Origin of the sequence: Flavobacterium odoriferum, from assembly GCF_025499515.1 — a bacterium.
Taxonomy (GTDB): domain Bacteria; phylum Bacteroidota; class Bacteroidia; order Flavobacteriales; family Flavobacteriaceae; genus Flavobacterium; species Flavobacterium odoriferum.
Genome location: NZ_JAMKFA010000017.1, coordinates 85766 through 105247 on the forward strand (window position 1 = coordinate 85766; position 19482 = coordinate 105247).

Sequence of the window (19482 nt, forward strand, 5' to 3'; positions counted from 1 at the left end):
GTATTTTTGTACTTATGGAGAATATTTTTACCGATACCTTTTTTATGAAGAAAGCTTTACAAGAAGCCGAAGTGGCTTTTGAAAAAGGCGAAATTCCCGTAGGAGCTGTTATTGTTATCGATAATAAAGTAATTGCTCGCACCCATAACTTAACCGAACTATTAAACGATGTTACCGCTCATGCCGAAATGCAAGCCATAACCAGTGCAGCGAATTTCATAGGTGGAAAATATTTAAAAGATTGCACTTTATATGTTACGTTAGAACCTTGCCAAATGTGTGCAGGCGCTTTGTATTGGTCACAAATTTCTAAAATTGTTTTTGGTGCTTCCGATGAAAATCGTGGATTTCAAAAAATGGGAACACAATTACATCCGAAAACCCAAGTAGTTTCAGGAGTTTTAGAAAAAGAATGTGCTGATTTAATGATTGCTTTTTTTAAAAGCAGAAGATAGTTTTCAAAGTGACTTAAAATTTTGTAACTTGGTATGCCTTTTGATGTTGCATTAGAAAACAAACTAATCTTTAAAAAGTATGGAAAGCAGATTAAAATCAACATTAATTATTGGAATTTCAATAATTATTACAGCATTTATTTTAGGTTCGGCATTTAAAAATCGTAATGAAAATTTAGACACTATTTCCGTAATTGGATTAGGAACAAAAGATTTCGTTTCAGATGAAATTTTATGGTCCGGAAGTTTTACAACCAAAAGTTTTGACATTAAAGAAGCGTACAACAAGATGATTTCTGATCAAAAAATTGTATCCGATTTCTTTTTGAGCAAAGGTTTCAAGAAAGAAGAATTTACGTTTGGAGCGGTGCAATTCAACAAACGTTTTAGAGAAGTTAGAACTGAAAATACAGAAGTTGCTTATCAAACCAAATATGAACAAGTTTTTGATGGTTATGAAGCTACACAAACCATTACTTTTTCAGCTAAGAAAAACCCTGAATTAATGAAACGAATTGAAGAAGTATCTAGTAAAACATCTGAATTAATTAATTCGGGAATTGAATTGTCTTCTAATTCTATTCAATATACTTATTCTGATTTACCAAGTTTAAAGCATAGCTTGATTCAAAACGCGTCAAAAGATGCTAGTGAACGTGCACAAAAAATTGTAAAAACGGCTGATGGAAGTTTAGGAAAATTAAAATCGGCAAGTATGGGTGTTTTCCAAATTACAGGTCAAGGTTCTACCGAAGAAGATAGCTACGGAGGAAATAACGACACCTACAGCAAAAATAAAACAGCAAGAATTACTGTGCGATTGGAATATATATTAGATTAAAACTTTAATTTCAAGATACAAAAAAACCGCCAATCTTTCGAAAGGCGGTTTTTTATTTTATAGGATACATCCCATATTATTTCACTATAATTTCATTACCTTCTTTGTCGAAGAAATGAAACTCTAGATACGTGTAAGCGTCACGAGGTATAATTTTCACCCATTTTTTATGTTCAAAAAACCATTTTGAACGTAATGATGGAAAACCTTTGGTAAGGTATGCTGCCACAAACGGATGCACGTTAAGTACAACTTTTTTATGGTCTTTTATAATGCGTTCAAGGTCAGTTGCAATTTTATCAACGATTAAAATTGGAGCTTCAATTTCCCCATGTTCATTATTGGGGTCTTCTTCTCTTGTTTTAATGTTTACTTCTGGTCTGACTCTTTGTCTAGTAATTTGAATTAATCCAAATTTGCTAGGAGGCAAGATTTTGTGCTTGGCCTTATCGTCACTCATTTCTTCTCTTAAGAAATCATATAAAACTTTGCGGTTTTCTGGATTTTGCATGTCAATGAAATCCACCACAATAATTCCGCCCATGTCTCTAAGTCTTAATTGTCGAGCAATTTCTGCTGCGGCAATCATGTTAACTTCAAGAGCAGTATCTTCTTGACTTAGTGCTTTGCTTGAACGGTTTCCGCTGTTTACATCAATAACGTGTAACGCTTCTGTGTGTTCAATAATTAAATAAGCACCTTTGCTCATGGAAACTGTTTTTCCAAAAGACGTTTTTATTTGTCGTTCAATATGATATTTCTCAAAAAGAGGTAAGTCTTTTGACTGATAGTGTTTTACGATAGACACTTTATCCGGAGCTATTTCTTGCAAATACTCCTTCGTTTCTAAATACAAATCTTCGTCGTCTACATGAATACAAGAAAATGTATCGTTAAATACATCTCTTAAAATAGAGGAAGCTTTGTTTAACTCTCCTAGAACTTTTGATGGATGATGTGCAGTTTGTAATCGTCTGCTCATCGATGACCATCTTTCTAAAAGGGTTTGTAGATCTTTATCAAGTTCGGCTACTTTTTTGCCTTCGGCTACTGTTCGCACAATAACGCCGAATCCTTTTGGTTTAATGGATTGAACCAGCCTTTTTAGTCTGTCTTTTTCTTCTTTAGAATCTATTTTTTGAGAAACAGAAACTCGGTCTGAAAAAGGAACTAAAACCACGTATCTTCCTGCTAAAGAAATCTCAGAACTAATTCTGGGACCTTTTGTAGAAATAGGTTCTTTAACCACTTGAACTAAAATCGACTGATTTGGACTTAAAATATCCATAATTGATCCGTCTTTGTTGATTTCAGCTTCAAAAGGAAAATTTTTGAGTGAATAATCTTTTAATTTACCTGCGCTTACAAGTTTAATAAATTTCATCAAAGAAGGAAGATTTGGACCTAAATCATGATAATGCAAAAAAGCATCTTTTTCATAACCTAAGTTTACAAAAGCGGCATTTAAGCCGGCAACGGGTTTACGTATTTTGGCAATAAAAATATCACCAACCGCAAAATCGCTTTGTTTTTCTTCTTCTTTGTGTAATTCAATTAGTTTACCATCTTTTAATAAGGCAAAATCTACAGCGTCTGAACCTGATCGAATAATTAATTCTTTGTTCATGCGGTACATTTTTATCCGTACTAATAAAGTTAGAAGTTAGAAATTAGAAGTTAGAAAAATTCTAAATTCTGAATTCTAAATTCTGAATTTTACCCGTACAGATGGATTAAATAATAATTTTACAGGATTTTTCCCGATAATCAATGTTGAATTGATTAATTTCAATGAACTTTTTTCTAAAAAAGAAAAAGTAGTTTTAAACTACTTTTTCTTTTTATGACGGTTTGCTCTCGCTCTTTTCTTACGTTTGTGAGTTGCTACCTTATGTCTTTTTCTTTTTTTACCACTTGGCATAACATGTTGGTGTTTAGATTAATAATTTATTTTTATACTGTAACTTCTGTTTTTTCTTTAACGCTTTCTACAAACACTTTAGCAGGTTTAAATGCTGGAATGTTGTGTGCAGGGATTTTAATTGTAGTGTTTTTAGAAATGTTTCTTCCTGTTTTTTCAGCTCTTGTTTTGATGATAAAACTACCAAAACCTCTTAAATAAACATTGTCACCAGTTTCTAATGAGTTTTTTACTTCTTCCATAAAAGTCTCAACAGTTGCTTGAACATCTCCTTTTTCAAGACCTAATTTTTCTGAAATTTTCGCTACGATATCTGCTTTCGTCATTTTCTTTCGTATTTAATATATTGTGTATTTTTTTGAGTTTGCAAATATAAGAATTAAAAAAACAATAAATCAATCATAATTGATTAAATTTTAATTACTAAAGATTTATTTTTGTTGTCCAATAAAAAAACATGGAATTTTCTAACTCTTTAATTCATTGGTATTTACAAAATAAGCGCGATTTACCTTGGCGAAACACTACAAATCCGTACTTAATTTGGCTCTCAGAAATCATGTTGCAACAAACGCGAGTTGCGCAAGGATTACCTTATTTTTTAGCTTTTACAGAAGCATTTCCAACAGTTTTTGACTTGGCAAATGCCAATGAAGAACAAGTTTTAAAATTATGGCAAGGATTAGGTTATTATTCTAGAGCCAGAAATTTACACGCTACTGCAAAATATATTGCTAACGAATTAAATGGGGAATTTCCCAACAACTACAAAGACCTCATTAGATTAAAGGGAGTAGGCGAGTACACGGCAGCTGCAATTGCTTCATTTTCTTATAACGAACCTGTTGCAGTTGTTGATGGAAATGTTTTTAGAGTATTGAGTCGCTATTTTAATATTGATAATGATATTTCGGATGGAAAAACAAAAAAAGAATTTCAAAAATTAGCGCAAGAAGTTTTACCAATTAATAATCCAGCGCTTTTTAATCAGTCAATCATGGAATTTGGTGCTTTGCAATGTGTTCCTAAAAATCCAGATTGCAATTCTTGTGTTTTAAATTCGAGTTGTGCGGCTCTTCAGTATAAAAAAGTTTCAGAATTACCTGTAAAGTCTAGGAAAACAAAAGTGACGAATCGCTATTTGAATTATTTGATTTTGAAAGATTCGGATTCCAATTATATTGTGCAAAAACGTGAAGGAAAAGGAATTTGGGAAAATTTATATGAGTTTCCGTTAATGGAAACAGATGAATTAGTTTCTGAGCTTGATTTTATGAATCAGTTAACTGAAATATATTTCTTCAATCAAAAACCTACTGATTTTTTTGTGTTGAATTCGCAAATAATTCAGCATAAGTTATCGCATCAAAATTTATATATTCGTTTTTTTCAACTCAATTTTGATGTAAAATTACCTGATTCAAAAACACTTACAGAAATAAAAAAATTGCCTTTTCCAATTGTGATTCATAATTTTATGGCTTCAAATTATTTTAATTCGTTATAAATTATTACTTTTGATTAACCCAATAAAATTACAAGCCATGAACGGTACATTAAACAAAGTCATTTTGATAGGACATCTTGGAGATGAAATTAAAATGCATTATTTCGAAGGAGGTAACTGCATAGGAAGGTTTCCATTAGCTACTAACGAAGTGTATATTAATAAAACAACAGGTGAAAAAATTACTTCTACAGAGTGGCACAACATTGTAGTTCGTAATAAAGCAGCCGAAATCTGCGAAAAATATCTTTCTAAAGGAGATAAAATTTACATTGAAGGACGAATCAAATCGCGTCAATGGCAAGCAGAAGATGGTGCTACAAAATACACAACAGAAATTCAAGTAACTGAATTTACGTTTTTAACTACCAAAAAAGAAACGGATTTAAGCAAATCGTCGCTTCCAACTGGAAGTATTCCAGATGATTCTCCTTATTAATAGATTTTTATTTAGTTTAAAGAAATAAAATCTATTACTATTCGTTAGCTTATTATGAAAGAAAAAATAACAAAATATTTTGCACTGATTATTGTATTCGGATTGTTTTCTTGTGGAGATGAATCTGTTCCAAAACCAAAAGGTCATTTAAGCTTAGAATATCCAAACGCAAAGTATGAAACTTTAAAAACAAATTGTGCTTATCAGTTTGATGTAAATAAATCGGGTCAAATTAAGGATAAAAATTGCTCGTTTGAAATCAATTATCCAAAAATGAAAGCCACCATTTATTTAACGCATAAATCAGTTGATAATAATATTAATGATTTGCTTAGAGATGCGCAAAAGCTCACTTATGAACACGTTATTAAAGCAGATGATATTTTAGAACAACCTTTTATTAATGACAAAAAGAAGGTTTATGGAATGTTTTATCAGGTTGGTGGAAATGCAGCAACAAATGCGCAATTTTATGCAACGGATAGCACTAAAAATTTTATAACTGGTAGCGTATATTTTTATGCAAAACCAAATTTTGATTCAATATTACCAGCTGCAAAATATCTTCAAGATGATATGCGACGAATTATGGAAACATTAGAATGGAAATAAAAAAATCCGCTGAATTTCAGCGGATTTTTTTATAATTCGTTTTGATAATTAAGCTTTATCAGTACTTTTTTCAGATTTTGTAACTTTATACAAATCACCACCACCTACTTTTTCAACTGTTTTAGTTAATGATTCGATGCTTTGTTTTGTTTTGTCGAATTTCACTGTGGCGATTTTTGTTTCAAAATCTACTTTAGCTTCACTAACACCATCAGTTCCTGCTAATTTACTTTCGATTGTTTTTGCGCAGCCAACTTCGCAAGTCATTCCTTCAATTGTAAAACTTGCAGTTTCTAAATTTTCTGCAGCAATTTCTGTTTTGGCTGTTGTAACTTCTTTAGGTTCTGGAGTTGTTTCTTTTTTACAACTTACAGCAAAAAGCGTAATTGTTATTGCAAAAGCTATGTTTTTGATGTTTTTCATGGAAATAAAATTTATAATATAACTCGTATTTAAGTTGTTGCAAATTTACAAAAAATCATAGTGCTATTTTAAAAATAAAGCCTGAATTTTGAAGAAGAAAATTATGCTATGGAAAACAATTCGACAAAGTGGTATTTATTAGGCTTTTTAGGCTGTGTTTGGGGAAGTTCTTTTATATTGATGCAATTGGGTTTGCAAGGTGTAAATTCAATACAATTAGGAAGTTTACGTATATTATTTGCTGCTTTATTTTTAATGATTGTAGGTTTTAAGCAAATTGCAAAAATTCCATTGTATAAATGGAAATATATTGCATTGACTTCTGTGTTTGGAACTTTTGTGCCAGCTTATTTGTTTGCTATTGCTTTATCCAAAATAGATGGTTCTGTGAGTGCTATACTAAACTCACTAACACCTTTGAATACGTTGCTTGTTGGTTTATTCTTTTTTGGATTAGATGTTCAACGAAGACAAATTTTTGGAGTAATAATTGGTTTTATTGGTTGTGTATTGTTGGTTTTATTTGGTGATGGTGAAAACACAACGGAAAATTATTATTATGCAATTTTGATTGTTATTGCGTCAATTTTTTATGGAATTAACGTAAATCTAATTAAAAAATATTTATCTGATTTAAAACCGTTAGCTATTAGTACTGGGAATTTTGTAGTGATGTTTGTTCCTGCTTTGTTAGTGCTTTATTTTTCTGGTTTTTTTGATATTGTACATCTAGAAAAAGTACAAACTTCGCTTGGCTTTATTGTTGTTTTAGGAATTGTTGGCACAGGATTTTCTAATATTTTATTCTTTAAATTAATTCAACTTTCATCGCCAGTTTTTGCTTCTTCTGTTACTTACATAATTCCGGTTGTGGCTATTATGTTAGGTTATTTATTTATGAATGAAACCTTGTCGATTGTTCAGGTAATTGGTGCTTTAGTTGTTTTAGTGGGGGTTTATTTTTCGAGTAGAAAATAAAAAAGCACCCAATTTCTTGAGTGCTTTTTAAAAATCAGTATCTGATATTATTTAAAATCTGCATCAGTAACACCTTCGTTAATTTTAACTTCAGACGTTGTTAATTCGATTTCTATACCAACATTCATAATAGTTTTGTATGGGAATTTTAATCCTTTTACATCTTTATAATCTTGGTAGTAAGTTGTTTGTGTCATTTTTTGACCACCTTGTTCAATATCTTTAGCTTCAGCAACTTTAAATCCTGTTTTTACATCATAATATAATGTTGATTTTCCGTTTTTGATAGCATAAGCATCTGCACCATTAATGTTTTCAATTCCAGTTAATGTTACATCTTTATCTGTTAGTAAAGCTAATTCTTTAAATGTTGTTGCATCAGCTTGCATGTCTTTTAAGTCATCTCCAGTAAAGTCTTTTCTTTGACCTTGTTGTACCATGTAAGCTTCTTTTTCGTTCACTACTTGTTTCATCATCACCATTCCCATGGCTTTCATTTCAACACCTAATTTTTTAGGAGCTGTTTTTACAACTAATTCTAACGGTGTTCCTTGAACTGTTCCAGAAGATAAAACAGCTAATGTTTTTACATTTTTAACTGCTTTTTCACCACCAATAGCTTTAATGTAATCATTAAGAACTGTTTGTACAGTTACTCCAGCTGGAACTGGTTTTTTAACTTCAGGTTTTTCTGTTGGATTACCATATTTATCAAAGTAGAAAATTGGTAATTTTTCTCTTTTACTCATTGCTTCTAATCCAGGTAAAACATCAGCGGCTTTTCCTACGATTACAACTCTTGTTTGATCTGCTAAGAAAAATTTATTTGCTGCATTTTTGATATCTTCTGCACTAACGGCATTAATATTTTTAATGTAGTTTTCGTAGAAATCATCTGGCAAACCTTGGGTTTCTTTGTTTAAAGCATAACTTGCAATAGTTGAAGGTTTTTCAATTTGCATTACAAAGTTTCCGATGTATTTAGCTTTTGCGTTTTTTAAATCTTCTTCAGAAACTAATTCGGTTCTAATTCTTTTTAATTCATTGAAAACTTCAACAACTGCACTATCAGTTACTGCATTTCTAACAGATGAACCTGAGCGGAATTTGTTAATGTATTTTCCTGAACCAATTGAAGAATATGCTCCGTATGTCCAACCATGTTTTTCACGTAAGTTTAAAAATAATCTACCTTCACCACCGCCACCTAAAATTTGGTTTGCTAATAAAGCTGCAAAATATTCTTTATCAGTCATTTTTAAATTTGACAAGTTTACCAAAGCAATTTCTGATTGTACTGCATTTGGCATATCAATAAAGTTAATTTGGCTGTATTGAACGTCTTTTGGATTTGAATAAGATAATTGCGGAGCAGTTGCTTTTTTCCATTTTCCAAAAAGTCTTTCAACTTCTTTTTTAACCTCTTTAAAATTAACATCTCCTACTATTACTAAATAAGCATTTCCTGGTGCAAAATAAGTATTGTAGTTTAAAATGACATCGTTTAATGTTACGTTGTTTAATGTTTCTTCACTTGTGAATTCACCTTTGTAATGTTCTTTTCCGAAGGTTAAAACGTTTTCAACTCTTCCAGCAATTGCTGTTACACTTTTTTCGTTAGATTTTAAACCTTCAATTAGTTTTGCTTTTTCTTTGTCGAATTCTTCTTGAACAAATAACGGATTTAAAGCTCCGTCAGCCATTAGTTCTAAGATTCTTTTAGAATATCTTGATAATCCATTTGCTGAAGCGCCTGAATCCCAAAAATTAATATTTGCTCCTAAAAAGTCAATTTCTTCATTGAAAGCATTTTTAGAAATGTTTTGCGTTCCATTTCCAATCATTGAACTTAATATATCAGAAACTCCTTTTTTAGTTCCTTCTGCATATGGAGGATTGTCTAATGTTAAGTTAAAAGAAACTCTTGGTAATTTATGATTTTCTACAACTAAAACTTTTAACCCATTTTTAAGCACAAAACTTTGCGGCTTGTTAATGTTAATTGTTGGAGCTGGACCTGATTTAGGTTGTGGTCTATCTTGTGCTTGCATAGTTATTGTTAAAAATAAACTGGCTGCGATGTATATAATTTTTTTCATATGTTTTCGATCTTAGTTTTGAGCTTTGTCTTTAGCAGGAACATAATCTAAAATCATTCTTTGGTTTGAGTTTAGATATTTTTTTGCTGTTTCTCTGATTTCTTCTCTTGTAATAGAACGATAAATATCAATTTCAGTATTAATCAAATTGATATCGCCATATAACATATAGTAAGTTGCTAAATTATCTGCAATTCCTTCTACTGAAGCATTGTTACTTACATAATTACTCTCAAATTTATTTTGAAGTTTTTGGAAATCGTTTTCAGAAATTAATTCGGTTTGCATTTTTGCAATTTCTTCGTCAATTTCTTTTAAGATTGATGCAGTAGTATTATCACCCATTGGTAAACCATAAATCAAATACATGCCATAATCTTCTTGACTGTAGTTGAAAGCTCCAATTTGTAAAGCCATTTTTTTATCGTCTACAATTTTTTTGTATAATTTAGAACTTTTACCATCTGATAAATAAGTCGATATCATATCTAAAACTCTTGCATCGCGTGATTTCATTGAAGGTGTTCTGTATGAAGCAACCAACATTGGAATTTGAATATTTGGATCTTCCCAAGACGCTTTGAATTCTTGTGTAATTGGTGCTTCTTCTACTTTTTGACGTGTAACAGGAGCTCCTTTAGGAATAGCGCTGAAGTACTTTTTAACCCATTCTTTAGCCTGTGCTTTGTCAAATTGACCTGCAATTACTAAAACAGCGTTATTTGGCACATAGAATTTTTTGTTAAATGCTTGAAACTCTTCTAAAGTTGCAGCATCTAAATGTTCCATTTCACCAATTGTTGTCCATTTATATGGATGTACTTTGAACATGTTTTGTTTAACCGCTTTGATTAAGTTTCCATAAGGTTGATTGTCTACGCGAAGTCTTTTTTCTTCTTTAACTACTTCGTTTTGTGTGTCAACGCCAATTTGATTAATTACAGGGTGCATTAATCGTTCAGATTCCATCCAAATGGCTAACTCTAAATTGTTTGAAGGGAAAACTTCGTAGTAATATGTTCTGTCGTCTGTAGTGTTAGCATTGTTGTTTCCTCCATTTGCTGTAACTAATTTAAACCATTCTCCACGAGCTATATTTTTTGTTCCTTCAAATAAAAGGTGTTCAAAAAAGTGTGCAAAACCTGTACGATTTGGTTGTTCGTCTTTTGCTCCTACATGATACATAACCGAAGTGATTACAACTGGAGCCGAATTGTCTTGATGAAGCACAACATGAAGGCCATTGTCTAAATCAAACTCTTCGAATGTTACTTTTTGAGCTGAAGCAGTTCCGCCAAGCATTAGTGCAGTTCCTAAAGCCATTAAAGATTTTTTCATACGTTATTAATTTGTTGATATAATTTTTATAAGTCGCAATTTTCTAATAATGTTACAAAAATCGTTATTTTTTATATAAAAATGCATCGAAATATTTTTTTTAGTATTTTATTACAATCATTAGTTGTTTGATTTATAAATTATTGTATATTTGCAACCTTAAAATTTTTAACTAAACTCATTGTTATGTACGCAATCGTAGAGATAGCAGGGCAACAATTCAAAGTAAGCAAAGACCAAAAGGTTTATGTTCACCGTTTAGCTTCAGAAGAAGGTTCGAAAGTTTCTTTCGATAAAGTTCTTTTGTTAGATGACAACGGTAGCGTAACTTTAGGCGCCCCAGCTGTAGAAGGAGCTTCAGTAGAAGCCAAAGTGTTACAACACTTAAAAGGTGATAAAGTAATTGTCTTCAAAAAGAAAAGAAGAAAAGGTTACAAAAAGAAAAACGGTCACAGACAATCATTTACTCAAATTTTAATTGAGGGAATTTTGGCAAGTGGTTCAACTAAAAAAGCAGCCGCTCCTAAAAAAGAAGCAGCACCAAAAGCTGAAAAATTAGTTGAAGCTGTAGAAGAGAAAGCTCCAAAAGCTAAAGCTTCTAAAAAAGGTGATGATTTAGCTATTGTAGAAGGTATTGGTCCAAAAGCTGCTGAAGCATTAGTAGCTGCAGGAATTGATACATTTGCAAAATTAGCTGCTGCATCTGCTGAAGAAGTAAAAGCAATTTTAGATGCATCTGCTTCTAAAGTACAACATTTAGATCCAACTACTTGGGCTCAACAAGCGCAATTAGCTGCTGATGGTAAAATGGACGAATTAAAAAAATTACAAGATGAGTTAAACGGTGGTAAAGCTGTTTAATTTTAGTATTAACTTATAAAACCAAAACATCATGGCTCACAAAAAAGGTGTCGGTAGTTCGAAGAATGGTAGAGAATCAGAATCGAAACGTTTAGGCGTAAAGATTTATGGTGGTCAAGCTGCTATTGCTGGAAACATCATTGTTAGACAAAGAGGTTCTAAGCACAACCCAGGTGAAAATGTTTACATGGGAAAAGACCATACTTTACATGCTAAAGTTGATGGAGTTGTAAAATTCCAGAAAAAAGCGGAAAACAAATCTTATGTATCTGTTATTCCATTTGAAGCTTAATAATTTTATTTAGCACATATAAAAAAGCCTTTCACATTGAAAGGCTTTTTTGTTTTTTACATTGTGTTGTTTATTTTGATTTGCTTTTATAATGCCATCCTTACTTAAGATTATATATTGATTCTTATGTTTTGAAATGGGAAGTGTTGTAGTTATTGTTGTTTTTAAGGGATTTTATTTATTGTTAGAGGTTTTAGATGTTAATTCAAAATCATTGTAAGTAATCGAATTAAAGACATTTAGTATATCTTTTTTTCATATATTAATTTGTTTTGATAATAAAAATTAAAAAGGGATTAACACAAAGTGTTAATCCCTTTTTTAATAGATGTGAGGTTGTCTTTTAGAAATTACCTCTATTGTCTTTAATTTCAGCTTTATCTTTTAATGCAGTGTATGCTTTTGAAACTGAATACGACTGGTTTTGAGTTCTGTCTTGATTAATGTATGTTGTGTAGCTTGGTAAATCAGCAGCTTTAATAACAGATTTCCCTTTAATCATATACATACCGGCATTTCCTTCAATAATTTCAGATGTTTTTCCAGAAGCTAAATTAAATGCTTTTCCAACTACTTTTGGTTCACTTCCAATATTAGGGATAACAGGTGTTTTTAAAGAAACTCCTATTGCAGGAAGAACAGATGCTCCAGATGATTTTGCAACCGATTCTAAAGTGTTACCATTCATTTTCTTTTTGATTAATTCTGCTTTCTTTTTGTTTTTTAATAATGGCTCAACAGATTGTTTTGCTAATTCGATAGGTAATAATCCTGTTTCGTTTTTATCTTTCAATTTTGCAATAACAAAACCTTGAGTTGTTTCAAAACGTTTTACACTATTAATATCTGTGTCACTACTAAATGACCATCTTACAATTTCTCTTTGTGAACCTAAACCTTGAACATACTCGTCAAAAGCTTTAATGTTATTTGCGTTAACAACTTCAACTCCTGATTTTTTTGCTAAAGCGGCAAAATCTTTGTTTTCTAATGCATCAGATTCAAATTGGCTTGCTTTTGTATAAGTAGCATCAATTGTTGCGTCTGAAGGTTGTATTTTTTGTGCTACTGTTCCCATTAAAACAGCATCGTTTTTTCCTGAAACTTTAATTACGTGGAATCCAAAGTCTGTTTCAACTACTCCAATTGAACCAACAGGATTGTTAAATACATAATCATTAAATTGTGGAACCATTTGCCCAGGAGTAATGTTGTCATACTCACCACCATTGTTTTTTGACCCTGGATCATCAGAATTTGTCATTGCTAACATTCCAAATCCGTCAGGATTTGCTTTTGCTTGAGCTAATAATGAATTTGCTAAAGCTTGCGCTTCTTCTTTAGTTCTTGTTGCAGCAGATTGAGGAGCCCCTTTGTAAGCTAATAATATATGACTTGCTTTTGCAGTTGCGTTTGCTTTTCTACCAATCATTCTTGATAAGCATTGGTGTCCGTTATGAACATATGGTCCAAAAACGCTACCAGCTGGAAGATTAAATAGTTGCTCTTGAAATTCTAATGGAAGATCTTTTTTGGCTAAGTAAGTAGAGTCAAATTTGATATCAGAATTTTCATTAACAAATTTACCAACATTTGATACTGAATCAAATTTTGTTTTTAATTCATTAATTTTTGACGACATTGCTAATTCATCTTCTTTTGAAGGTTTGTTTTCAAATAAAACAAAGTCAATAGATGTTGTATTGTCTGACTTGTATTTTTTAGGACTTTTTTTCATGAAGTCAATGATTTCAGCATCAGTTACTTTTACTTGGTCATCATTAATAGATGAAAAAGGAACCATAACATAATCAAAATCAACTTTATCAGCTTCTAATTTGTAAGCCAATTTACCTTCAGCTTTAGTTGTATAAACACCAGATTTAATCATAGTGTTGTACATTTGTTCTACAGTATATTTTTCAATATTTCCTTCAAAAGCTTTCCATTGTAACCATTGTTCTTGGTTTGGAGCGTTTTTGATTGATTTTAAAAATTCTTTAAATTTATTTTCATCAAATAAACCAGCAGCATTTAAAAACTGTGGATTTTGAGCAAAATTAGGATTTTGTTTAATTACGTTGATAAATTGTTCGTCACCAACTTTTAAACCTAATTTTTCAAACTCTTCAGAAAGGATAATGCTTCTAACTTCTTGTTCCCAAGTACTGTTAAAAGCTTGTGTATTGCTGATTCCTTGTCCTTGTTTTTCAGCCATTGCAACTTTTTGCAAAAACTCTTGTGTTGGAATATCAGTTCCGTTTACTGATCCAATTTCGTTAGCATCAGAACCAAATGTTCCGCTTTGAAAAGCATCACCAACTAAGAAAGCTAATAAACAAAACCCGATAACAATTATAAGTAATCCTGTGCGTTGTCTAATTTTAGATAAAACTGCCATTTTATTTGTGTTTAATTTTTTTATTCAGAGGGCGAAAATACAATTATCTATTTAATAATAAAATAGTAAGGACATATTTTTAGCCTAATTTTTAAAGAAATTTTACTTTTTTCTTTATTTGGTTGGAAATAAAAGTTTGCAATCTTTTTATTAGTGAATAAAAAGGATGCAATGAATACTTTTTTTAATAAATGTAATTGATTTTTAACACTTCTAAAGTGTGAGAAGTATTATTTTTTATTTTGATATTTATTGTAAAAATGTCTTCTAAAAAAGAACATTCCAATAGCAACTAATGCAATAATTAGGCTTAATCCGTATGATTCGTTGTTTTTAAATTTTGTTGCAGCGTCATAAAAAAAGAATGCTGCAAAAATTAAGTAAATGTATTGTATGAATTTTAAATAAGACATAATTGTTTAGTTTTTATCAAAAGTAATAATTTTATAGATAATTATGTAATTATTTTTCAATAGACATTACTTGCCCACTACTTTTTTGCATGTTAAAAATTTTGAAATCTTTGCTAAAATCTACACCAGGACCTTGAAGAAACCCGCCTTTTTCATCGGTATATTTAAAGTGTTTTTCTGTAAAAAACCATTCATTTTTTTGATCAAAATACAATTGCGAAGTTTCTAATTTTTTTCCATCATGAGATGTGATGGTTACATTGCCTTGTAGGTCAATAATATCTGTTTTTTTGTACGAAATTGCATAATCAGAAACTATTGTTGTTGTTTGACCAGCGTTGTCATACATGGTCACTTTTATACCTTTTGGGAATTCCGTAAATGGATTTTTAATATTGCTGTAATCCAGCATTTTTTGACTCACAAGTATTGATTTAATTTTTCCTGAATCGGTATATTTTAAATTCAATGAATCTGCTTCTCCAGTTGGAATAAAAGAAGTTTCGCTTAATTTTTTAACTTTTTGAATATCACTTTCGCATGAAAAAAACATAGTCACGATAGATATCGTGACCATGTTAATTATATTATTTTTTATGAATTTCTTCATTTTATAAATTTGGAACCATTACACTTTCACCAACCCAACAATTAAAAGCAATTCTCTGTCCCGCTTTTCCTGATTGGAAAATTTCAGTTTTAGATGGAGCTGCAGCTCTGTAACTTGCAGCAGTTTTACTTGCTAATCCTTTTATTGATGAATCTGCTGCACCAGCTTTGTCACAATATTGTGCTGCCAACCAATACATAGCTCTTTTTTCAAATTGATCATTTCCACAATCGTTAATACTGCTTCCATATAATTGGGCAATTAACAAATATGCTTTTCCATAAGAAGGTTTAACCGCTAAAGCTTTTCTTGCATAGTTACGCGCTTGTACTTTGTTGCTTTTGCTATAAATACTTGCCATTTTGTAGTATACATTAGCTTTTTTAGAGTTGTCTTTATATAAATCAGCTGCTTGATTAAAATAATCCATCGATTTGCTGATGTTTTTTCTTTGGTATTCTACTACTCCTAATTTTTCAGCAGCCTCTGCACTTGGGTTTAATTTGTATAATGCTTCAGAAATTTTAGAGAACAATGGATCTGTATCACAACCTTTAGCTTCTAAACGATTTGCAGCTCTTTTTAACCACTCTTCATTACCTTTGTTAGATTCAAATCCTTTTTGATAGAACGGAATTAACTTATCGCAAGTAGAAAGTTCTAAAATAATGTTGTCCATGTCATTTTTAACACCTGCAAAAATTTCTAAGTTGCTTTCAATTTTTTCTTTTCTTTTGATTTCTTTGTCAGCTAAGGTTTCTCCAGCTTCTTCTTTACTTAATAAACCGTCTTTTTCATTAGTAAGTTCATCTTCTTCCTCAACTAATTTTTGAGATAGGTCATCATATTTATCAAAGATTTGTTGTAACTCAACACCTTTATTTCCAGCTTTGAAGTCTTTAACTAAAATTTCAAAATATACATACATTGCTTTTGCATACTTGAAATTTGCATAGTCTGTTTTAAAAGCATTGTCTAACAAATCATATATTTCTTTGTCAGTACCTAATTTATTATCAAAAAGAACTAATCCTTTTTTCATTTTATTTCCTGCACCATTGTTAGGGAAATTCAAATCATGCTCATCATAAAATTTCATTAAATCACGAGCATATTTTTCTTTATCTTGTGGAGTTGTTGCTTTTTCAATTTTCAATTTAATTGCAGCCTCACCATAAGAGTAGATGCTTTTGTGAAAAGAAGGACAATCCTTTCTCAATAACGTTAAATAGTCATATGCTTCAACGTTTTTTTCTTTTACCAATTGTCCCATTAATTGAAGGTTTTCTGAACAAGCTTCTGTGTTTTGAGCTTGAGTGAATAAACCTGCTATTGCTATAAGTAATAAAGATAATTTAGTTTTCATTTTTTTACACTATAATTATTAATCAATTTTTCTCTTTTTAAACCAGATATCATTTAATGATAATCCCACACTTACGTTGAAGTAATTTTCTTCTATTAATCCGTTTGAAGTGGTTCCTTTTTTACCAAATTCAAAGCCTAAATTAATACTTGAAGCTCCAACTGGTAAACCTAAACCAAAATTCATGCCATAATCGTTAATACTTTCATTGTTTACTATCAAACCTGTATTTTCATATCTGAAACCAGCTCTATAAACAACTCTATTTAAGTAACTTGAGAAGGAATCATATTTTGGTATATAATAACCTCCAACTGAAATTTTTGTTGAATTTTCAAAATCAACATCTAAAATATCATCAAATCGATTAACCAATTTACTATTTTGTGAAAATGTCAATTCTGTTCCAACTAACCATTTTTTTGTGTTACCAATACCTGCACCAAAGCTAAATTTTGTAGGAACAATAAGTTTTGTGTCGTTTACATCGATATCTTCTTCGTCGGCAACTAATTCTGCACCATTAATGTTGTAAATTATTGTAGCAATGTTTCTAGAATTATCTGAATTTAGTTTTGATTCTGGGCTAAATGTAAAACTTGTGTAGAGATTTGTTTTAGTGTTTATAGGTGTGTTATACAACAATCCTATATTCGCTGATATTCCTTTAATATTTGAACTGTTTTTTTCTCTGGTACCTAATTGAATTGCTGGTTCAGATAAGAACTCTACAGCTTGACTGTTTAATTTTCCAAAGTTATATGAAAAGTCAAATCCAACGCTTAACGATTTATTTATGCTATAAGAAGTTCCAATGAATACTCTGTTAATGGTACCTTCTCCAGAAAATAATCTAGTTCTTTCTTCTCCATCAATAGCAGAAATATCTTGGTTTTTATATCCAACAGCTGAAAAAGGGGTAAGTCCAAATGAAACTCCAAACTTCCCTAATGGAAGTCCAACTGCGATGTAATCTAAAGTTGTTCTTTGTGCTTTTTCGTTATCTGAATCGGTTTTAAGCTTGTTGAAATTACTTGTTCCTCCAACAGCAAATGTGGTAAGTTTTAACTTTGAATATGAAGCTGGGTTTATTAAGTTTAAGTGAATGCTATCTCCTACAATATTCAATCCACCCATAGCTCTTGAATCTTGAGTACCCTTAAATTTGATTTCGCCTAATCCATAATAAGAATAAGGAGAAGAAGTGTTGTCTTGAGCCCAAGAAAATGTAGCCATGAAAATACTAACTACAACTATAATTTTTTTAATCATTTTCATTTAAATAAATTGATAAAGTATTCAAACTCTCTAATAAGAAATTTGAATTGGCAAATATGGTGCTTTTTAATCTTTTAGCCAAAAAATCTGTATCGCCTCCTGTTAAAATTATTGTTAAATCTTGATTTTTAAGAGAATATTGGGAAATAAACCCATCTATTTCATGACAAATACCATTGATTATTCCACTATGAATTGAGTTTTCGGTTGAGTTTCCAATGAAAAGCTCAATATTTTTTTTTTCTAACAGCGGAAGATTTGAAGTGTAATCGTTTAAACTTTTATAGCGTATTTTTATTCCTGGCGAAATGGCACCACCTAAATAGTTGTTATTTTCATCAATAAAATCATAAGTAATACATGTTCCAGCGTCGATTACTAATCTGTTTTGGTTGGGATATTTTAAAACAGCACCAGCAGAAACTACCATTCGGTCTATTCCTAATGTCTTTGGTGTAGCATATAAATTAGTAAACGGAAACTTCGTTTCGTGACTTATAATTTGAAGATTTGTATTTTTTTGAAGATAATTTAAAACAGAAGAATTGAGTTTTCCAACGCTAGAAATTACAGAATGGCTTGCATTTGGATATTTTTTTAAAATATTTTCAATTTTTTTTTGTGCTTCTTTCGGTTCAAATACAAACAACTCGATTTGTGTATTTTGTTCAAATACAGCGACTTTAATTCTTGAATTCCCGACATCGATAGTAATAAGCATGCTTTTATTTTAGATGGGACAAATATACAAATTGATTTTTTTTTATTATTTGTTTTGGAAAATATAAAAATCGTTCTATATTTGCACCCGCAATCAACAAGCAGTAATGCTCTAAATTGTAAAGGTACCTTAGCTCAGATGGTAGAGCAATGGACTGAAAATCCATGTGTCCCTGGTTCGATCCCTGGAGGTACCACTTTTAAAATCCGTAATACACTTGAAAATCAAGTAATTACGGATTTTTTATTTTGTTTTTGTACGGTTTTTGTACGGTGTTTTAAATATAGTTTTAGAAAATATTAATTATTGAATATAAACCTTTTTTGCTTGTCTTAGCTTGTAAATTCCATTCTTGATACAATGGAAGCATTTCACAGAAAACATCGTTATATGGCTTTGCATAGCCTTCTTTTATCATAATTTCGTTCAAAACTCTACCATCATTTAAAATAAGATAGCCTAAATGTCTTCCGTATTTATCAACTAAATTATTTTGCTCCTGTACTAATGTGCAATAATCACCCAAATTAACTTGATCTTTTAAAAAGTTAAATGATAAATAACCTAATTTGATTAATAGTGCAGCTGGAACTTGCAACTCTTTTTCATCTTGTTTTATCTTATTACAATAATTTATTTCGGGTGCATCTATACCCAAAAATCTAACTTCAAATTCCTTTTTTGAAATAATATCTTCTAAAATAATTCCATCACCATCAACAAACTTTACAATTTTGAGAAGGTTTTTTTTAATCGTGGTTTCTTTTGCGTTAAAATGCATTATTTTACTTTATTTAATACGTTGTAAATCAGTACTTTATGTTGTAAATTTAAATGAAATTTTTCACAAAACATAATTATTTTATTTAAGCTTATGGCTCAACAAAAAGGACATGTTAAATATGTCGGGACGTTAGGAGAAGTTCG

General features: G+C 30.7%; 20 protein-coding genes and 1 tRNA gene. 9 read left to right on the plus strand and 12 right to left on the minus strand.

Annotated features, from left to right (window positions below; genetic code table 11):
- Positions 1-14: 14 nt before the first annotated feature.
- Both M9Q43_RS12030 and M9Q43_RS12035 read left to right on the plus strand, forming a co-directional pair.
- Positions 15-455 carry a nucleoside deaminase gene (locus M9Q43_RS12030; RefSeq protein WP_262319135.1) on the plus strand — a complete coding sequence of 147 codons (441 nt, stop codon included), beginning with the start codon at positions 15-17 and terminating at the stop codon, positions 453-455.
- Between the two features lie 79 nt (positions 456-534).
- Complete coding sequence (locus M9Q43_RS12035; RefSeq protein ID WP_262319136.1) at positions 535-1296, plus strand: SIMPL domain-containing protein; 762 nt, start codon at positions 535-537, stop codon at positions 1294-1296.
- A 76-nt stretch (positions 1297-1372) separates the two neighbouring features.
- Here the strand turns inward: M9Q43_RS12035 and M9Q43_RS12040 are convergent, their stop codons facing one another.
- Together M9Q43_RS12040 and M9Q43_RS12045 are read right to left on the minus strand one after the other, a co-directional pair.
- Complete coding sequence (locus M9Q43_RS12040; protein WP_262319137.1) at positions 1373-2923, minus strand: ribonuclease E/G; 1551 nt, start codon at positions 2921-2923, stop codon at positions 1373-1375.
- A 326-nt stretch (positions 2924-3249) separates the two neighbouring features.
- Positions 3250-3543 (minus strand): HU family DNA-binding protein, encoded by a 294-nt coding sequence (locus M9Q43_RS12045; protein WP_008254909.1) that lies wholly within the window; start codon positions 3541-3543, stop codon positions 3250-3252.
- A gap of 131 nt (positions 3544-3674) precedes the next feature.
- Between M9Q43_RS12045 and mutY the strand changes: the two genes are divergently transcribed.
- From mutY to gldD, 3 genes are read left to right on the plus strand one after another with little or no spacing between them, the layout of a single operon-like run.
- Positions 3675-4724 carry an A/G-specific adenine glycosylase gene (gene mutY, locus M9Q43_RS12050; protein ID WP_262319138.1) on the plus strand — a complete coding sequence of 350 codons (1050 nt, stop codon included), beginning with the start codon at positions 3675-3677 and terminating at the stop codon, positions 4722-4724.
- Positions 4725-4761: 37 nt separating this feature from the next.
- Positions 4762-5163, plus strand: a complete 402-nt coding sequence (locus M9Q43_RS12055) for a single-stranded DNA-binding protein (RefSeq protein WP_262319139.1) — start codon at positions 4762-4764, stop codon at positions 5161-5163.
- Between the two features lie 54 nt (positions 5164-5217).
- The gene (gene gldD / locus M9Q43_RS12060; RefSeq protein ID WP_262319140.1) at positions 5218-5775 is read left to right on the plus strand and encodes a gliding motility lipoprotein GldD; all 558 of its coding nucleotides are present in this window, start codon (positions 5218-5220) and stop codon (positions 5773-5775) included.
- 48 nt (positions 5776-5823) lie between these two features.
- On the opposite strand, the gene M9Q43_RS12065 is transcribed toward gldD, so the two are convergent.
- Positions 5824-6198 carry a heavy-metal-associated domain-containing protein gene (locus tag M9Q43_RS12065; protein ID WP_262319141.1) on the minus strand — a complete coding sequence of 125 codons (375 nt, stop codon included), beginning with the start codon at positions 6196-6198 and terminating at the stop codon, positions 5824-5826.
- Between the two features lie 108 nt (positions 6199-6306).
- On the opposite strand from M9Q43_RS12065, the gene M9Q43_RS12070 reads away from it, so the two are divergent.
- Positions 6307-7176 carry a DMT family transporter gene (locus M9Q43_RS12070; RefSeq protein WP_262319142.1) on the plus strand — a complete coding sequence of 290 codons (870 nt, stop codon included), beginning with the start codon at positions 6307-6309 and terminating at the stop codon, positions 7174-7176.
- Positions 7177-7223: 47 nt separating this feature from the next.
- Here the strand turns inward: M9Q43_RS12070 and M9Q43_RS12075 are convergent, their stop codons facing one another.
- Positions 7224-9275: a M16 family metallopeptidase gene (locus M9Q43_RS12075; RefSeq protein WP_262319143.1), complete on the minus strand. Its 2052-nt coding sequence runs from the start codon at positions 9273-9275 to the stop codon at positions 7224-7226.
- 12 nt (positions 9276-9287) lie between these two features.
- On the minus strand, positions 9288-10613 hold the full coding sequence (locus tag M9Q43_RS12080; RefSeq protein WP_262319144.1) for a M16 family metallopeptidase: 1326 nt from the start codon (positions 10611-10613) through the stop codon (positions 9288-9290).
- A 186-nt stretch (positions 10614-10799) separates the two neighbouring features.
- Here M9Q43_RS12080 and rplU point away from each other — a divergent pair, with 186 nt between their 5' ends.
- Complete coding sequence (rplU, locus tag M9Q43_RS12085; RefSeq protein ID WP_262319145.1) at positions 10800-11474, plus strand: 50S ribosomal protein L21; 675 nt, start codon at positions 10800-10802, stop codon at positions 11472-11474.
- Positions 11475-11505: 31 nt separating this feature from the next.
- Positions 11506-11766, plus strand: coding sequence for a 50S ribosomal protein L27 (rpmA, locus tag M9Q43_RS12090; RefSeq protein WP_133610147.1), 261 nt, complete (start codon positions 11506-11508; stop codon positions 11764-11766).
- 343 nt (positions 11767-12109) lie between these two features.
- Here rpmA and M9Q43_RS12095 read toward each other — a convergent pair whose 3' ends face one another.
- The 6 genes from M9Q43_RS12095 to M9Q43_RS12120 form a co-directional block, all read right to left on the minus strand.
- Positions 12110-14167 carry a peptidylprolyl isomerase gene (locus M9Q43_RS12095; RefSeq protein ID WP_262319146.1) on the minus strand — a complete coding sequence of 686 codons (2058 nt, stop codon included), beginning with the start codon at positions 14165-14167 and terminating at the stop codon, positions 12110-12112.
- 230 nt (positions 14168-14397) lie between these two features.
- Positions 14398-14580 (minus strand): hypothetical protein, encoded by a 183-nt coding sequence (locus M9Q43_RS12100; protein ID WP_262319147.1) that lies wholly within the window; start codon positions 14578-14580, stop codon positions 14398-14400.
- 49 nt (positions 14581-14629) lie between these two features.
- The gene (gene lptC / locus M9Q43_RS12105) at positions 14630-15157 is read right to left on the minus strand and encodes an LPS export ABC transporter periplasmic protein LptC (protein ID WP_262319148.1); all 528 of its coding nucleotides are present in this window, start codon (positions 15155-15157) and stop codon (positions 14630-14632) included.
- Positions 15158-15191: 34 nt separating this feature from the next.
- Entirely contained in the window at positions 15192-16556 is a 1365-nt protein-coding gene (locus tag M9Q43_RS12110; RefSeq protein ID WP_262319149.1) for a tetratricopeptide repeat protein, read from the minus strand.
- A gap of 18 nt (positions 16557-16574) precedes the next feature.
- Positions 16575-17828 carry a hypothetical protein gene (locus tag M9Q43_RS12115; RefSeq protein ID WP_262319150.1) on the minus strand — a complete coding sequence of 418 codons (1254 nt, stop codon included), beginning with the start codon at positions 17826-17828 and terminating at the stop codon, positions 16575-16577.
- Complete coding sequence (locus tag M9Q43_RS12120; protein ID WP_262319151.1) at positions 17821-18555, minus strand: type III pantothenate kinase; 735 nt, start codon at positions 18553-18555, stop codon at positions 17821-17823. The genes M9Q43_RS12115 and M9Q43_RS12120 overlap by 8 nt, the downstream gene beginning before the upstream one ends.
- Before the next feature lie 123 nt (positions 18556-18678).
- On the opposite strand from M9Q43_RS12120, the gene M9Q43_RS12125 reads away from it, so the two are divergent.
- Positions 18679-18751: transfer RNA gene (locus M9Q43_RS12125), tRNA-Phe, on the plus strand.
- 93 nt (positions 18752-18844) lie between these two features.
- Here M9Q43_RS12125 and M9Q43_RS12130 read toward each other — a convergent pair.
- Positions 18845-19336 carry a thermonuclease family protein gene (locus tag M9Q43_RS12130; RefSeq protein WP_262319152.1) on the minus strand — a complete coding sequence of 164 codons (492 nt, stop codon included), beginning with the start codon at positions 19334-19336 and terminating at the stop codon, positions 18845-18847.
- Between the last annotated feature and the right edge of the window lie 146 nt (positions 19337-19482).

Coding starts and splice junctions, on each gene's coding strand:
- M9Q43_RS12095 (WP_262319146.1), bottom strand. CDS start 14,167: ATGGCAGTTTTATCTAAAATTAGACAACGCACAGGATTACTTATAATT.
- M9Q43_RS12075 (WP_262319143.1), bottom strand. CDS start 9,275: ATGAAAAAAATTATATACATCGCAGCCAGTTTATTTTTAACAATAACT.
- M9Q43_RS12040 (WP_262319137.1), bottom strand. CDS start 2,923: ATGAACAAAGAATTAATTATTCGATCAGGTTCAGACGCTGTAGATTTT.
- M9Q43_RS12045 (WP_008254909.1), bottom strand. CDS start 3,543: ATGACGAAAGCAGATATCGTAGCGAAAATTTCAGAAAAATTAGGTCTT.
- M9Q43_RS12120 (WP_262319151.1), bottom strand. CDS start 18,555: ATGCTTATTACTATCGATGTCGGGAATTCAAGAATTAAAGTCGCTGTA.
- rpmA (WP_133610147.1), top strand. CDS start 11,506: ATGGCTCACAAAAAAGGTGTCGGTAGTTCGAAGAATGGTAGAGAATCA.
- M9Q43_RS12065 (WP_262319141.1), bottom strand. CDS start 6,198: ATGAAAAACATCAAAAACATAGCTTTTGCAATAACAATTACGCTTTTT.
- M9Q43_RS12100 (WP_262319147.1), bottom strand. CDS start 14,580: ATGTCTTATTTAAAATTCATACAATACATTTACTTAATTTTTGCAGCA.
- rplU (WP_262319145.1), top strand. CDS start 10,800: ATGTACGCAATCGTAGAGATAGCAGGGCAACAATTCAAAGTAAGCAAA.
- lptC (WP_262319148.1), bottom strand. CDS start 15,157: ATGGTCACGATATCTATCGTGACTATGTTTTTTTCATGCGAAAGTGAT.
- M9Q43_RS12030 (WP_262319135.1), top strand. CDS start 15: ATGGAGAATATTTTTACCGATACCTTTTTTATGAAGAAAGCTTTACAA.
- M9Q43_RS12130 (WP_262319152.1), bottom strand. CDS start 19,336: ATGCATTTTAACGCAAAAGAAACCACGATTAAAAAAAACCTTCTCAAA.
- M9Q43_RS12070 (WP_262319142.1), top strand. CDS start 6,307: ATGGAAAACAATTCGACAAAGTGGTATTTATTAGGCTTTTTAGGCTGT.
- M9Q43_RS12115 (WP_262319150.1), bottom strand. CDS start 17,828: ATGATTAAAAAAATTATAGTTGTAGTTAGTATTTTCATGGCTACATTT.
- mutY (WP_262319138.1), top strand. CDS start 3,675: ATGGAATTTTCTAACTCTTTAATTCATTGGTATTTACAAAATAAGCGC.
- gldD (WP_262319140.1), top strand. CDS start 5,218: ATGAAAGAAAAAATAACAAAATATTTTGCACTGATTATTGTATTCGGA.
- M9Q43_RS12080 (WP_262319144.1), bottom strand. CDS start 10,613: ATGAAAAAATCTTTAATGGCTTTAGGAACTGCACTAATGCTTGGCGGA.
- M9Q43_RS12110 (WP_262319149.1), bottom strand. CDS start 16,556: ATGAAAACTAAATTATCTTTATTACTTATAGCAATAGCAGGTTTATTC.
- M9Q43_RS12035 (WP_262319136.1), top strand. CDS start 535: ATGGAAAGCAGATTAAAATCAACATTAATTATTGGAATTTCAATAATT.
- M9Q43_RS12055 (WP_262319139.1), top strand. CDS start 4,762: ATGAACGGTACATTAAACAAAGTCATTTTGATAGGACATCTTGGAGAT.